Consider the following 14,879-nt stretch of genomic DNA (forward strand, 5'->3'; position numbering starts at 1 on the left):
ATGTACCTGTATCACTTTGGCCTCAGGGAGTTACCTTTCTCCCTGACGCCAAACACCCAGTTCTTCATGCAGATTGCGCCCCATGTGGAAGCGTTGCAAGTGCTGCATACGGCACTGGCGGCCGGTGAAGGCTTCATCAAAGTAACCGGCGAGGTTGGCACTGGCAAAACTCTGTTGTGCCGCAAGATGCTCAATGAGCTGGGCAATCAATATCAGATCGCCTATCTGCCCAATCCCTGCCTGAGTGCCGATGAGCTGCGCCAGGCGGTGGCCACTGAGTTGGGAATTCCTCAGCAACAGGATCAGCATCGCCTGACCGAAGCCATTAGCCATCGGTTGTTGCAACTGGCCGGGGAAGGCAAGCGGGTGGTGCTGCTGCTGGATGAGGCTCAGGCCTTGCCGGATGAAAGCCTGGAAGCGCTGCGCCTGTTTACCAACCTGGAGACCGAGTACGCCAAGTTGCTGCAGGTGGTGTTATTTGGTCAGCCGGAGCTGGATCGCCGCCTGGCGGACACCCAGTTTCGGCAGTTGCGTCAGCGCATCACCTTCAGCTACCAGCTTCGAGGGCTGACGCTGCAGGAGACCTGCGCCTACGTCGAGCACCGACTGGCCATTGCCGGCTATAAGGGGGAGTCCCTGTTCAGCTGGCAGCAGATGGCCTGGTTGCACCGGGCCAGCAATGGCATTCCCCGGCTATTGAATGTGCTGTGCCACAAAACCCTGATGCTGGCCTACGGCGCCGGTGTGCAGGGCAGAATTGATAACGCCATGGTGCAGGCGGCGGTGGCGGACACCGAGTCTGCCTATCGTCTGTTGCCCTGGTGGCGGGAGAACCTGTTGATGGTGATGTCGCTGATGATGCTGACTCTGGCGGCGGCCGGTTTGGGTTTGAGTTTCTACCTGGAGGGGAGCCTGTGAGTGTAATCAACAAGATGCTTAAGGATCTCGACCAGGATCAGCGCCAGCGCATTGTCCACCCCAATCTGGTGTCGATGCCGTCGTCACCCTCGGCGCGGCAGCCGCGCAACTGGTGGTGGCTGGTGCTGCTGCTCAGTGTGGTGGCGGTTGGTCTGAGCTGGTACAGCCTGTGGCCCAACCTCAGCGGTCGGGCGGAGACCCTGCTGACGCAGGCGCCGGCCAGTGCCACCGCTCAAGAGGTGGTCGAGCCTCTGCCTATGGCCCCGGCAGTGACGCCGGCAGTGAGTGTGATTTCCGAGCCGCAGCCAGCCCAGGTGCCAGTAACCTCAGTGCCAGCAACCTCGGCGCCAGCGACCTCGGTGCCAGCGATTGAGACCGTGGCTGCGGCCAACAACGACGCCGCCGCGAACACCTCGAAGGCCAACGCGCCTGCCACGACTGCCTCAGCCCGGCCGACGGTTCGGATCGAAGCGGCCATCGAGCCAGAGCAGCGCCAGGCTGCCAGCATCGAACAGGCACCGATGTCGGCACCTGCGGCGGTTACGCCCAAGGCGGAACCCAAGGTCGTCGCCGTGGCAGAGGTGGTTGCCCCTAAGCCAAAGCCGGTGATGGTGGTGACCCCGGCGGCGTTGACCTCAGAGCAGCAGGCGCAACAATTTCTGGCTCAGGCGCAGCAGCGCCAGGGCGGCACCGACTTATTGAAACAGGCTCTGGCCCTGGATCCTCAGTTGCATGAGGCCAGGGTATTGCTGGCGGAGCGCCAGGCCGCCACCGACCTGGGCACGGCCCTGGTGACGCTGGCCAAAGCCAGCCAGGCCTACCCTCTGCACAGTGAGTATCCGCTGTTGGCGGCAGAGCTTAGCCAGCAGGCGGGCCAGGATGAGCAGGCCAAATTGTGGCTGGGGCAGTTGGCGCAAAAGCCGCTGACCTCAGAGCTGCTGGCGCGGCGGGCCGCGGTGGCTCAGGGGCTGTCCATGTTGACCATGGCGGTCAGTGATTATCAGGCTCTGACTCAGGCGCAGCCGGAGCAAGGTCGCTGGTGGTTGGGGCTGGCCTACAGCCTCGATCGCATGGGTCAGTATTCAAAGGCGCTGCCGGCGTATCAGCAGGCGGCGCGGACCAACACCTTATCGACGTCGGCCCGGCAATACATCGACCAACGGCTGAAGCAACTTGGAGAAGCGGGATGAAGCCTCAGTTAAAGCAGCGTTTGGGTGATCTGCTGGTGGGCCAGCAGATCATTACCGAGGCGCAGCTCAACCAAGCCCTGGACGCCCAGCGCAGCGGCGGCCGCAAACTGGGTCGGACGCTGATCGATCTCGACTTTATCAGCGAAGAGCAGCTGTTGTCGTTTCTGTCCAAGCAGCTGAATGTGCCCTTTGTGGACATCAGTGAGCGTCGATTGGACCCGGCGGTGGTGAAGCTGCTGCCGGAGATGCACGCCCGTCGTTTTCGGGCCCTGGCCATCGACGGTGACGATCACTCGGTGACGGTCGCCATGAGTGACCCGGCGGATCTCGGTGCCTACGACTCCATCGTCAGCTTGCTGGCTCCGCGCCGGGTGGAACTGGCGCTGGTGACCGAAGGCCAGTTGTTTGAAGGCATCGACAACCTGTTTCGTCAGACCGATCGCATCGCCTCCATCGCCGGTGAGTTGCAGCAGGAGTACCAGCAGGAGCAGGAGTTCGATCTTGCCAGCATTACCGCTCAGGACGCGGACAATGAAGCCACCGTGGTTCGGCTGCTGAACTCGATCTTCGAAGATGCCATTCGAATTCGGGCCTCGGACATCCACATTGAGCCCGGCGATAAAGAGCTGCGGATTCGTCAACGGGTCGACGGTCAGCTTCAGGAAACCGTGCTGACCGAATACGGCATCGCCAGTGCCTTGGTGCTGCGAATCAAGTTGATGGCCAATATGGACATCTCCGAGAAGCGGATTCCTCAGGATGGCCGTTTCCACTTTGAAGTGGGCAAGCATCAGCTGGATGTGCGGGTCTCCACCATGCCGGTGCAGTTCGGTGAATCTGTGGTGATGCGTCTGCTGGACCAGTCTGCGGGTCTGCTGCAGCTGGAACAGACCGGGATGCCCGCGGACATTATCAGCCGCATTCGCCATCAGATCAGTCGTCCCCATGGCATGATCCTGGTGACCGGCCCCACAGGTTCCGGTAAGACCACCACCCTGTATGCGGTGCTGAATGAGCTCAATAAAGCCAACACCAAGATCATTACCGTCGAAGACCCGGTGGAATACCGACTGCAGCGGGTCAACCAGGTTCAGGTGAATCAGAAGATCGGCCTGGGGTTCTCGGAAGTGCTGCGAACCACCCTGCGTCAGGATCCCGACATCATCATGGTGGGGGAGATGCGCGACCAGGAGACCGCAGAGATTGGCCTTCGCGGGGCGATCACCGGTCACTTGGTGCTGTCGACCCTGCACACCAACGACGCCATCACCTCGACCCTGCGTCTTATCGACATGGGGGCGGCCCCGTACCTGGTGGCCAGTGCCCTGCGGGCGATCATCGCCCAGCGGTTGGTGCGTCGAATCTGCCCCCGTTGCGGCGAGACGCACGCGCCGAGCACTTCGGAGCTGGCGTGGCTGCGCCACATTCAGCCCAATGTCGACCACGGCCAGCAAGGCTACCGCAAGGGACGAGGCTGCCAGTACTGTAACCACACCGGTTATCGCGGCCGTATCGGCGTGTTCGAGATGCTGGAGCTGGATGAGCCGATGGTGGAAGCCCTGCGCATGGGCAGCCCGGAAGCGTTCGCCAAGGCGGTTCGCAGCAGTGGCCAGTTCCGGCCGCTGGTGGACAGTGCCCTGTCTTACGCTGCCTCCGGCATTACCAGCATCGCCGATGCCATGCGACTGGCCGAGGACGTCAGCGAAATTGCCGCGCCGCTGATCGAACGGGCTCAGGAGATGAGGGACTGATATGGCCCAGTACAGCTATCAAGGTCGTGACGCCACTGGAGCTCAGGTCGAAGGGGTACTGGAAGCGAACAATGAGAGCGCGGTGGCGGATCAATTGATGCGCCGCGCCATCATCCCGCTGCGCATCGAAGAGAAGCGTGGCGGCGATGGCATCGACTGGCAGGCGATGTTCCGCCCCAAGGTCAAGATGACCGACCTGCAGATGTTTACCCGGCAGATGCTGTCTCTGACCCGTTCGGGCATTCCGTTACTGCGGGCCATTACCGGCCTGGCAGACAGCAGCCACTGTAAGGTGTTGTCGAAAGCGCTGAGAGAGGTGGCCGGCCAACTGACCTCGGGTTACTCGTTGTCGTCGGCGCTGAACCAGCATCCACACGTATTCAGTGAACTGTACGTGGCCATGGTGCACGTAGGTGAGAATACCGGTCAGCTGGATCAGGCATTTTCGCGCCTGTCACAGCATCTGGAGATGGAGCAGGATACCAAGCGGCGTATCAACAGTGCCCTGCGCTACCCCATTATGGTGCTGGGCGCCATTGCCATCGCCCTGGTGGTGCTCAACATCTTCGTGATCCCCGAATTTGCCAAGATGTTCTCCAAGTTCGGCGCCGAACTGCCGTTGCCGACCCGGATCCTGATCGCCACCTCGGATTTTTTCGTTAACTACTGGCCGTTGTTGCTGCTGGGGTTGATCGCCACGGTCGTCGGTTGGCGCATGTGGTTGGCCACCGACTCAGGAAGGCTCAAATTTGATCGCTTTAAACTGCGGATGCCCATTGTTGGCAGCATCATGGAACGGGCCACCCTGGCTCGGTTTGCCCGCAGCCTGGCGATGATGCTTCGAGGCGGGGTACCGGTAAACCAGTCGCTGTCTCTGGTGGCCGACGCGGTGGACAACCGCTTTATGCACGACCGTATCGTCGAGATGCGCCGGGGCATCGAAGGGGGCGAGTCCATTACCCGTACCGCCAACCATTCACAGTTGTTTACGCCGCTGGTGTTGCAGATGCTGGCCGTAGGCGAAGAAACCGGACGAATTGATGAATTGCTCGACGATGCTGCCGAGTATTACGAGCGCGAAGTGGACTACGACTTGAAAACCCTGACCGCCAGAATCGAGCCAATCTTGCTGGTGATTGTGGCGGCCATGGTGATGGTGCTGGCATTGGGTGTGTACCTGCCGATGTGGGACATGTTCAGTGCCTACAAGGGGCGCTGATGAGCCTGCAAAAGGGCACAGACATTCGACTGAGGCGCGATCTCATTCGATTGACTACGCTTATTGTGGTGCTGGCTATCATGTTGGCTTTATTGGTGAATTGGCGACAGGGTGAACCCAAGGTCGATCGCCAAATGGCCTATCTGATGCAAAGCCGGTTGGTGACCAGTATCAACCTGGCGCGGGTCACCTGGATGAAGTCCGGACGACCCGAACAGATTCAGTGGCAGCCGCCGGGCTGGGATACCGAGCCGGTTTGGCTGGCGATGAGTCATCGTGGCTGGCCGCAACCTCAGGGCGATTGTGGCCGTCTGTGGTCGGCCATGATGGGCACCGAGCCGCTCGGCGAGGCGGTGAGTATTGACCAGGATGATAAAAATTGCTGGGTAAGTTTTAACTCCCACGCGCTTATAAGGTATCATTCGGCAACAGGAAGCGTCATTTTATTGGCTAACGCCAAATAATTTGCGCATCATCGAGATAAACAGCTGTTTTTGTGGGTGCCTTGTTTACATTTTATCCATAAAATAGAGTGAACGTTTTGAAACGGAAGGAAGCGAGTATGAAGAAGCAAAGCGGCTTTTCCTTAGTGGAATTGGTGATCGTAGTTGTGGTTTTGGGGTTGCTCGCAGCAGTGGCACTTCCCCGTTTTATTAACATTACCGACGAAGCGGAAGACGCGGCGTCTGAAGGTGTGGCCGGCGGTTTCGCCTCTGCCATCGGCATTACCCGCGCCCAGTGGGAAGTGGAAGGTCGTCCAGATGACGGTAAAGTGCTGTTGGGCGGCACTGATATCGGTGTCAACGAGTTCGGTTACCCATCTGGCGATGCCTCTGCTGTGATCGCTGTCAACGCCATGAATGCGACTCGCTGTAATGGCGCGTTTGGTGACGTGCTGCAAAGCCCACCGCCAAGCACCGAGGGTGCCACCAATAAGGATCTGCGTAACTTCCGTTACACCGCTCAGGTGATCAATAACGGCGGCGCAACCGTGACTCGTCCTAACGGCTCTAGCATTACGGCTGATCTGTGCATCTACCATCAGGTGGCAACACTGAACCTGGCCGAAAACGGCCGTACTGCCGGTCCTTTTGTAACTACTACAGGTAAAGGCTTCACTTATGACCCAGGCACCGGCCAGGTCGTTACCTTTACCAACTAATTGGTTTTCAGTACGAGGACAATGATCATGACGAATCAACGTGGCTTTACTCTGATTGAACTGGTGGTGGTGATCATCGTGCTGGGCATCCTGGCCGTGACCGCAGCACCGAAGTTTATTGATCTGCAGACCGATGCTCGCATCGCTACCCTGAAAGGCGCCAAGGGTGCCATTCAGGGCGCCAACGCCTTGGTGTATGCCAAGGCCGCGGTCAATGGTGTGGAAGGTGATAACTGCACTGGCAAGACCGATGGTGGCTGTAAAGCGGTTCAGGATGACATCAGTATTCTGCCCGTGTTTGGCAGCATTGGCGCCTCGAAGACTGATCTGAATGAAGTAGTTGAGCTGGACAGCAATGAGTGGGATCTCGATGACACCACCACCTCCGGTACCGTTTACATCACCCCGCACGACTTTGCGGTGGATACTGCATCCGGCAAGCCCAAGGCCTGTCAGCTGGAGTACGTACCGGCGGATGGCTCGGTTGCTGCGAGCTACACCATTGAAGACAACGGCTGTTAAGTCGATTGAGATTGTGGGGCGAAACGGAGTCGCCCCGAGTTTGTGCCGTTGCGGTGAACAAAGAGAAGTGGCGCTGCAACGGAAAGTATTTTGGGAATTTGTAGTATGAAACAACAATCCGGTTTTACCCTGATTGAGCTGGTGGTGGTGATCATCGTGCTGGGCATCCTGGCCGTAACCGCTGCGCCGAAATTTATTGATCTGCAGACTGATGCTCGTGTGGGTACGCTAAACGGCGCCAAAGGGGCGTTGCAAGGGGCTAATGCGCTGGTGTATTCCAAGTCAGCGATTAACAACCTGCACAAACAAGATGGAACTGGTACTAAAACCGTTACCCTTTATGGTACGACTACAGTGACTCCGCTGTTTGGTTACTTGAAAGCATCGAAAGATGACGTCGCTAATGCTGTCGAGCTGGACAGCAGCTGGGTGGTTGATGTCGATGATGCGACCACTCCGACCAAGGTGTTTATCCATCCAACAGGCGTTACCTTTGATAAAGATGAAACCGGTGAAACCGGTGACAGTTGTCATCTGAGCTATACACCTGCGGGTTCCGTAGGCGCGTCACCGACCTATTCAATTGTGAAAGGCAAGTGCTAACTTAAGCTTCAAAATTGATGAGGCTGAGTAGCAAGTGTGATACTCAGCCTTTTGTTCTTTTTAAAGGAATAAAAGTATGAAACAGCAATCCGGTTTTACCCTGATTGAATTGGTGGTAGTGATCATCGTGCTGGGCATCCTGGCCGTGACCGCGGCACCGAAGTTCATCGATCTGCAGACCGATGCCCGTGCTGCCACCCTGAGTGGCATGCAGGCGGCAGTGAAAGGCGCCGATTCTCTGGTGTACGCCAAGGCCGCCATCGCCGGCGACGAAGGCAAAGCCACCGCCACCGTCAGTGTCAACGGCACCGATGTGAACCTGGTTTATGGCTACCCCAAGGCCACCGTGGCTGATTTGAGTGCGGTACTGGAGATCGACACCACCAACGAGTGGACCATCGATGTCACCAAGAAACCTGCGGGTGTCGGTGCGGTAATCCACCCGAAGGACTTCGACCCCGGAGCCCTGGGCGTGAATGAGTGTTACGTGACCTACAAAGAGGCCACGGCCACGACTCCACCAGTGGTGGAAGTCAAGAAGACTAAGTGCTGATTTACTAGAAAATAACCTTGGTTATTTATGGGTGAACGACAGAAAGGCTTTACGCTGATCGAGCTGGTTACCATCATCGTGCTGGTGACCATCCTTTCTGTTGCCGCCCTGTCCCGATTTTTAGGGGCGGATCAGTTCGCCACCTACACCGCTCGCGATCAACTGCTGTCAGAGCTGCATTATTTGCAGCAGCTGAATCTGGCCGGTCAGAACTGCCAGTTGAACGTCAATGGCAATGGCTTCTGGTTGACCGCCACCTGCGGTTCCCCTTCAAAACGCGCCCGTCAGGAGCGTTGTGATTCCGGTGCGGTGATCAACAATGGCGTCTGTCTTAACGATGGCGTTGCCCTGACCATGGCCGGTACCAATGTCTTTTCCCTGAGCTTTGATGATCTGGGTCGAGTCAATAACTGCACCCTCACCGCCGGCCAGTGCCGTTTGACGATTTCCGGATCAGACACTCTGTCGCTGTGCATCGAAAACCAGGGGTACATCCATGATTGCCCGTAAGCGTGGTTTTACCTTAATCGAGATGGTGGTCGGCATGGTGGTGCTGGCGATCTCACTGGTGATGTTGTCGACGCTGATGTTTCCGCAGGCGGAGCGGGCGGCGCAGGGCATCTACCAGGCTAGGGCGGCCCAGGCCGGCCAGGTGGTGATGGGCGAATTGATGGCTCGGCAGTTCGACAGCGCCACCCCCAGTGGTGGCGGCGTCGTGGCCGGGTTGAACTGCACCAAGGTGACGCCGGGTACCGATCCCACTCAGTGGCTGTTCTTGGAAGACTTCAATGGCTACCGTGGCAGCGTCGATGACCTGCTTGGCAGCAGCAGTTACGATCGGTACCGGGTGGCCATCGATGTCGGCTGCAACACCGCAGCCGTGGGGGCCACCGCCTGGTCCGGTGGCGCCAAGGTAGTGACCATCACCATTTCCGCCCCGGATGGCAGCCCCTACCCCTATCAACTGGTACGGGGGAACTACTGATGCGCCAGCGCGGCTTTACCCTGATGGAGTTGCTGGTCACCATGTTGATTCTGGTCATCATCGCCATCGGCGTGACCAGCTTTATCAATTTCTCTACCCGCATCTACGTCGATAGCCAGCAGTGGGGCGATGCCGTAGCTCAGCAGCGCTATGGCATGCAGCGTCTCAGCCTCGAAGTGCGTGATGCCTTGCCCGGCAGCATGGCGGTGACCACCACGACCACCGCCCATTGCTTGACGTTTCGTCCCATCGTAAACAGTGGTCACTTCCTGGAAGCGCCGGTGCACAATAATCCACAACAGATCAGTATTTTTGCCCTGGACTGTTGCACCGCTGCCGACTGCCAGGCCTGCATTCCTGGTGATGCCGGTAACCAGTTTGGCATCGCGATCCTCGACGGTTACGCTGTGCCCAACCCGCTGCCCAAGTTTCCTAACTCCAGCTGCAATGGTGACAACATCTGCACCCTGAATCTGGATACGGCGCTGACCCAGGGGGATTTTTCGGTGGGCAAACGCTTCTATCTTGCCGATAACCCCATCAGCTATTGCCTGCAAAACACTGGCGCCTTGGTGCGAACCAGCGGCAGCGATGTCAGCACCATGGGAGAGGGCTACACCAATAACCTGGCCGCCTGCAATCTGAACGACCGCAATAACGAGCAGTGCCCGTTTATTATTCAGCCGCCGAGCCTGGCTCGAAACAACGTGGTCAAGCTGCAACTGTGGTTGACTCAGGCCGGACAGAGCACCCGCTTCGCTCAGGAGGTGCAACTTGAAAATGTTCCCTAGCCGACAGCGCGGCAGCACCCTGATCATTGCCCTGTTTGTCACCGTGGTGATGTTGGTGCTGGGGGTGGCATTGATGCAGATGCTGGAAAATCAGGATGACCAGATGCTGCTGGAAGTGAACGGCAGCCGCACCTGGGCGGCAGGGCAATCCGGTCTGGACTGGGGCCTGGCCCGGGTTTTGAATCGGGGCACTGAAATCGCGGCCACCGCCTGCGCCAATGCGGCCGCAACACTGACCCCTGGCGCCGGGCTGCCAAATAACGGGGGCTTTCCCGGCTGCCGGGTTCAGGTGAGCTGCGCCCACACCCCCTTTATGGTGGATGGCGTGGCCCGAAACCGTTTTATGATTACCGCCAATGCCAGTTGTGGCCCCTCCGGGCTGACAGTGAATCGTAGATTCGAATCACAGGCATTTGATTAATAATGACAACCCACTCACAGACAGGTCATAGTAATGACTGTAGTGGGTCAAACTGAGCAGGGTAATGTTGAGTACACGACGAACCTGGTTATACCGGATCATTGCTTTTGTCAGCGCTGCGGCCTTTACCGGTATCACGTGGGCGTTGCCGATGTGCGTGGAGGTGTTTCCCAGTGCATTGCAGGGGCATAAGTCTGGTGCCAAGGTTACTCTGAAAGATCAGTCCCGAGTTTATCAAGACCCCGATAACACCTTTGAATTCGTCAGCCGCTCTTTTTCCAGCAATTATCACTGTGGTGGTGGTGCTTGTGCCATCAATAACCAGCTTGCCGAGCGTTTGAGCTTGCCGTCGGTGACGGATCCCAACGATTTTGCCAACGATCCTAACGACTTTCCCAGTACTTCCGGCGGCAGTTCGCCGGATCTGCGTTGCAACGGTGGCCGTTTAAAGCTGGGGCAAGGCAGGAATAACACCAATCGTTTCAATACGCTGGTTGTGCCTTCGGGGTGCATGGTGGAGTTCCACTCCAAGTACGACGATTACTATTTTAATAAATTGGTGGTGGAGGCCGGCGCCGAAGTGCGCATGGATGGACAGCGGTTGTTCGTTCGTACCCTGGAGATGGATAACTGGAACAGCAACTACGGCATCTACTCGGTATCCGGCGTCAACGAACTGCACGCCTACAACGCCAAACTTGAAGGGGGCAGTGCCATCTACCCTTGGGGTGGCACCTTGGAGATGTACGGTTACCACGACATTAAGGTGGAGGACCAATCCTCTATCGATGCCGACTTTGCCGGCCGTTACATGAATAAATTGGAGGTGAAGAATTCTGGTTCGGTCACCATGGACTCGAACCCGTTCACTATTAAAACCCTGAACTTAAAGGACAATGGCGTACTGGATTTTGCCAGCCCGGGGACCCTCAGGGTTAAGGATTCTCGTATCGAAGACTCGGCCATCATTCGCTCCAATGCTGGCTTGGTGGACTACACCGTTTATCATGACTTTAAGGTGACTGAGCAGGCCGCTCTGGCCATCGAATTTCAGCCGCACTATGCCAATTCGATGACGTTTTACGACAACGACAATGCCACCTACCGGTTTGCCCCCGGGGATTACCCCATCAAAACACTCGATTTTGGCGATGAAGATGACGCCGGATCATCGACCCGAATTGCCATTTCAGGAGCGGGTACCGTTCGTTGGTTCTTAAAGGACAGTGGCCTCAACCTGAGACGGGGCATTCGAATCAACGACGGTGGCAGTGCCAGCAGTTGGCAGGTGTATACCCCCAAAGATTCCACTTTGCGAGATCAGGCCCAATACACCGGTGTGCTGTACAGCGCCGACAAGAAGACCAAGATTGAAGATCAGGCTCGCATTCTTGGAGTGGTGTCCGCCGATGACGTCGAGTTAAAAGATCAATCCGCAGTGTACTATCGAGGCAGTGCACTCGATGGGGACTTTTCCGGACTGTGTGTTGATGGCTCACCAGATGATGACCCCTATATCCGCTTTGGTCGGGTTACGCTCAACGGCAGCGGCCAGGCCACCATCAGCTTTGACAACTACAGCGGCTCGGAGGCGCCGTTGGTGTTCTTGATGCCACCAACCGATAAAGCCACGGTTTATCAGCAGTATCCTGCCAGTGTCCGAGTTCGGAGCGTGTCGGTTTCCGGAGCCACCATCGAGCGTTGGCGCCCTCATGCCTACTATGGCTCGCCCAGTCGACTGGATATTACCGAGGTGGACTACCTGGTCGTGTCGCCGGGCCGATATTCGCTGAAAGACAGTGCCGGCATCGAGCGGGTCAAGCTGGAAGCAGGACTAAAGAGCAGCTGTAAGTACGCCGGCAAGAGCAGCAGTTCTGGCAGTGCTTGCAGTGCGGGTTCGGAGAGCATTACTTTCGGTCGAAGCCTGTCGGGTTCGGTGGCGGTACTCGCTGAGCTGCAGAGTCACAACAACATCAATTACTGGGCACCGTTTTTTACCGCTCGGGTTGAGAGCGTGACGTCCAGCGGATTCCACCTGGGACTGGAAGGCAGCGAGGTGGATAACTATTTCTGGCAGACCGAAAATATCGGTTGGTTGGCCATTGATGGATCCGGCACGGTGGACATCAATGGGGAAATGCTAAAGGTGGAGTCCGGCAATCACCTGCAAAGCTACCGCTTCTCTGGTAACAACTACCGCTCAACCCGGGATCTGAACCAGCAGTGTTGGAACAGCAATAACTTTAGCTTTGCTTCTGCGTTTCCCGGGCCGCCGCTGTTTTTCTCCAACAAGCGTACCCGCCATGGAGGGGACGGAGGCTGGGCCAGGACCTGTACCCTGACCGCGACTCAGTTTAACGTCATCGTTGAGGAGGATTATTTCTCCGACGGCGAGCGCAGCCATTACGGCGAGTACTTCAGTTATCTGGCCATCGAGGCGCCGTCGGTGGCGCCACCAACCACGGTTCGCCTGCGTCATCCAGACACCGCCATTAACTGTGTCGGTGCTCAGATGGTGGTGGATCTGTGCAGCAACGCCAACTGCACCAGTTTCGATACCAGTGCCGAACTGGTGGTCACCTTCACCTCCACCGCCGCCGGGCAGTGGAAAAACAACCGTACCGGCCAGACCGGCAGCACCCTGACGGTTCGCCACGGCGACACGTTGACTCTGTGGCAGCCGCTGGAAACCACGGTGACTTTGGGGGTCAGCAATCACCCCTATCAGTGCCTCAGTGACAATGGTGACGCCGACTGCCAGGTGGACTACAAACTGAGCGGACTGCTGCTGACACCGGATACGGCCGAGATGACGTCGTGTAAGACCGGCCACCGGCTGCAGGTGGCGGTGGTGGAAACCGACAGCAACAGCCCGCAACAGTGCATCGCCGGTGCCTCTGGCAGCGAAACCGTCAACCTGAGCTTTGCCTATGAGCAGCCGTCGTCGCCGGAGGTGCAGGCGCCTCTGTACCTTGATGGCCTGACATTCACCGCTTCGGCGCAGCAATCGTTGACCATGGACTTTAGTATTGATGGCACCGATTCGGTGTCCATGCGCTACCCCGAAGCCGGCAAGCTGAAACTGCTGGCGTCCATGACTCGGGGCGAGGGCGACGGTGAGGTGACCCTAACCGGTGAGGCCAGTTTTGATTGGTTGCCTGCCGGGTTCCATATCGGCGCCGACAACGAGCAGTGCGACAGTAACTTCACCCGTTGTAAACCTTACCGCAAGGCCGGCCAGTCGCTGGATGTGGACGTCAGTGCCCACTGCTGGGTGGCCAATGATGATGGTTCCTACGCCAATAATCCCGTGACCAAGAATTTCCGCCACGACGGCATCAAGCTGAAGCCTGAGTTGGTGGCGCCCGCCAATGCCAATGCCAGCAACAGCACCGACGATGCCAATGCGGTGGCCGAAGTCACCGCCGGCGGCAGCGGCAGTGCCGACAAGACGCTGGATGAAGTGGGGGTGTTCCGCTATGTCCTCGATGGTGATGTCAGCTATCTGGGCGGTAAGATTGATGAAGACAACTACAGCAGCCGCAACATCGGTCGCATTACTCCAGCCTATCTGAGCGTGCAGACCGGCAACACTCAGTTGCAGGGGTATTGTGGCGACTTCAGTTACCTAGGCCAGCCCATCGCCTTTAGCCATGCGCCGGTGTTGACGGTGGTGGCCAAAGGCACCGGCAACAAGGTCACCAATAATTTCGACAGCGAGTTCTGGAACCTGGGCAACCCTCTGGCCAGCTTGAGTTATGCCACCGGCGTAGCCGGTCTCGGCCTGCAGGACACCGGCTTGCCGGCGTTGGAGCGCGACAGCGGTGATTTTGACGGCTCGCGGGAGTTTGCCCTGAGCAAAGAGTGGTTGCGCTTTAGGCGGCCGGTAGCCGCCATGGCGCCGGTGAATTACCATGTCGCCACTGGCCCCAACTTGCAGATGAGCATCGATAAAGCGGCCTTTACCATCAATGCCGACCAGGTATGTCTGGGCCAGTGGGGCAGTTGTGAGGGCACCAGCTTTGGCACCGATGTGGCCGGCGTGCGCCAGAGTTACGTGCTGGCGCCACAGCTGCGCTATGGCCGGGCGGTATTGGCCAGCGCCTATGGCAGTGAGAACCAGACCCTGACGCTGCCGCTGACGGTGGAGTATTACAACGGCGCTAATTTCAGTGCCAATATCCTCGATGGCGGTTTCTATGCCGACGGTCGCCCCTATGTGGCGGCCTCGCTGGGCAGTTCCGGCCGGGTTAGCCTCAGCGGCAGTTTGAATCCGATGCCGCTGACGTCGGGCAACGGTTACGTCAACCAGGGGGAGTTTCCCTCTCTGCGGGTGGCCGGTACCGGCGCGGTAACCCCGACGCCGTTAACCCTGGAGTACCATCTGGAAGCGCCTTTTGTGGCCCAGAGCCAGTGTTCGTTCCCCAATCAGGACTCGGAGGCGCCGACGTGGCTGCAGTGGTACTGGGAGTCGGCAACCACTCCGAGTAACCCGAAGGCCTCGGTGACGCTGGGGCGTTTCCGCGGCCATGACAAGGTGATCTACCGCCGGGAAATTTTCTAATCAACCGTGGCGGCTAACGGCAAAAAAAGCTGCGTTTAATGGGCCGTTGAGTGTGCTTAAAAGCGCTAGCCGTCATAAAAAAGTAGTGCGCCGATTTTTCGACACTGTGAAATAAGCCATAACCCTAGTGCTCAAGCGGGTTGTGGATTGGTCAGGGCGTTGGTAAAGTTAGCTGATTTTCGCATTTCTTACCGTTTCGC

The 14,879-nt window shown here is 57.9% G+C and carries 14 protein-coding genes; all 14 read left to right on the forward strand.

What is annotated here, in order from left to right; genetic code table 11:
* On the forward strand, positions 1 to 918 hold the full coding sequence (locus H598_RS0101630; protein WP_028111444.1) for an ExeA family protein: 918 nt from the start codon (positions 1 to 3) through the stop codon (positions 916 to 918).
* The gene (locus H598_RS0101635) at positions 915 to 2,108 is read left to right on the forward strand and encodes a tetratricopeptide repeat protein (protein WP_028111445.1); all 1,194 of its coding nucleotides are present in this window, start codon (positions 915 to 917) and stop codon (positions 2,106 to 2,108) included. The genes H598_RS0101630 and H598_RS0101635 overlap by 4 nt, the downstream gene beginning before the upstream one ends.
* Entirely contained in the window at positions 2,105 to 3,859 is a 1,755-nt protein-coding gene (locus H598_RS0101640) for a GspE/PulE family protein (RefSeq protein ID WP_028111446.1), read from the forward strand. Before H598_RS0101635 ends, H598_RS0101640 begins: the two co-directional genes overlap by 4 nt.
* Before the next feature lies 1 nt (position 3,860).
* The gene (locus tag H598_RS0101645) at positions 3,861 to 5,078 is read left to right on the forward strand and encodes a type II secretion system F family protein (RefSeq protein ID WP_028111447.1); all 1,218 of its coding nucleotides are present in this window, start codon (positions 3,861 to 3,863) and stop codon (positions 5,076 to 5,078) included.
* Positions 5,078 to 5,542, forward strand: coding sequence for a hypothetical protein (locus tag H598_RS0101650; RefSeq protein WP_028111448.1), 465 nt, complete (start codon positions 5,078 to 5,080; stop codon positions 5,540 to 5,542). Before H598_RS0101645 ends, H598_RS0101650 begins: the two co-directional genes overlap by 1 nt.
* A gap of 98 nt (positions 5,543 to 5,640) precedes the next feature.
* The gene (locus tag H598_RS0101655) at positions 5,641 to 6,240 is read left to right on the forward strand and encodes a prepilin-type N-terminal cleavage/methylation domain-containing protein (protein WP_028111449.1); all 600 of its coding nucleotides are present in this window, start codon (positions 5,641 to 5,643) and stop codon (positions 6,238 to 6,240) included.
* Positions 6,241 to 6,267: 27 nt separating this feature from the next.
* Positions 6,268 to 6,762: a type II secretion system protein gene (locus H598_RS27070; protein ID WP_028111450.1), complete on the forward strand. Its 495-nt coding sequence runs from the start codon at positions 6,268 to 6,270 to the stop codon at positions 6,760 to 6,762.
* Positions 6,763 to 6,867: 105 nt separating this feature from the next.
* Positions 6,868 to 7,365 carry a type II secretion system protein gene (locus H598_RS27075; protein WP_035414927.1) on the forward strand — a complete coding sequence of 166 codons (498 nt, stop codon included), beginning with the start codon at positions 6,868 to 6,870 and terminating at the stop codon, positions 7,363 to 7,365.
* Positions 7,366 to 7,441: 76 nt separating this feature from the next.
* Entirely contained in the window at positions 7,442 to 7,918 is a 477-nt protein-coding gene (locus H598_RS0101670; protein ID WP_028111451.1) for a prepilin-type N-terminal cleavage/methylation domain-containing protein, read from the forward strand.
* 27 nt (positions 7,919 to 7,945) lie between these two features.
* The gene (locus H598_RS0101675; protein WP_028111452.1) at positions 7,946 to 8,428 is read left to right on the forward strand and encodes a type II secretion system protein; all 483 of its coding nucleotides are present in this window, start codon (positions 7,946 to 7,948) and stop codon (positions 8,426 to 8,428) included.
* Complete coding sequence (locus H598_RS0101680; RefSeq protein WP_028111453.1) at positions 8,415 to 8,903, forward strand: type II secretion system protein; 489 nt, start codon at positions 8,415 to 8,417, stop codon at positions 8,901 to 8,903. The genes H598_RS0101675 and H598_RS0101680 overlap by 14 nt, the downstream gene beginning before the upstream one ends.
* Positions 8,903 to 9,694, forward strand: a complete 792-nt coding sequence (locus H598_RS0101685; RefSeq protein ID WP_028111454.1) for a PilW family protein — start codon at positions 8,903 to 8,905, stop codon at positions 9,692 to 9,694. Before H598_RS0101680 ends, H598_RS0101685 begins: the two co-directional genes overlap by 1 nt.
* A complete protein-coding gene (locus tag H598_RS25355; RefSeq protein ID WP_156896894.1) occupies positions 9,678 to 10,115 on the forward strand; it encodes a hypothetical protein in 438 nt (145 codons plus the stop codon). Before H598_RS0101685 ends, H598_RS25355 begins: the two co-directional genes overlap by 17 nt.
* 64 nt (positions 10,116 to 10,179) lie before the next feature.
* Positions 10,180 to 14,679, forward strand: coding sequence for a DUF6701 domain-containing protein (locus H598_RS0101695; protein WP_028111455.1), 4,500 nt, complete (start codon positions 10,180 to 10,182; stop codon positions 14,677 to 14,679).
* The last annotated feature ends 200 nt before the right edge of the window (positions 14,680 to 14,879 follow it).

This window comes from Ferrimonas kyonanensis DSM 18153 (genome assembly GCF_000425405.1).
GTDB lineage: Bacteria > Pseudomonadota > Gammaproteobacteria > Enterobacterales > Shewanellaceae > Ferrimonas > Ferrimonas kyonanensis.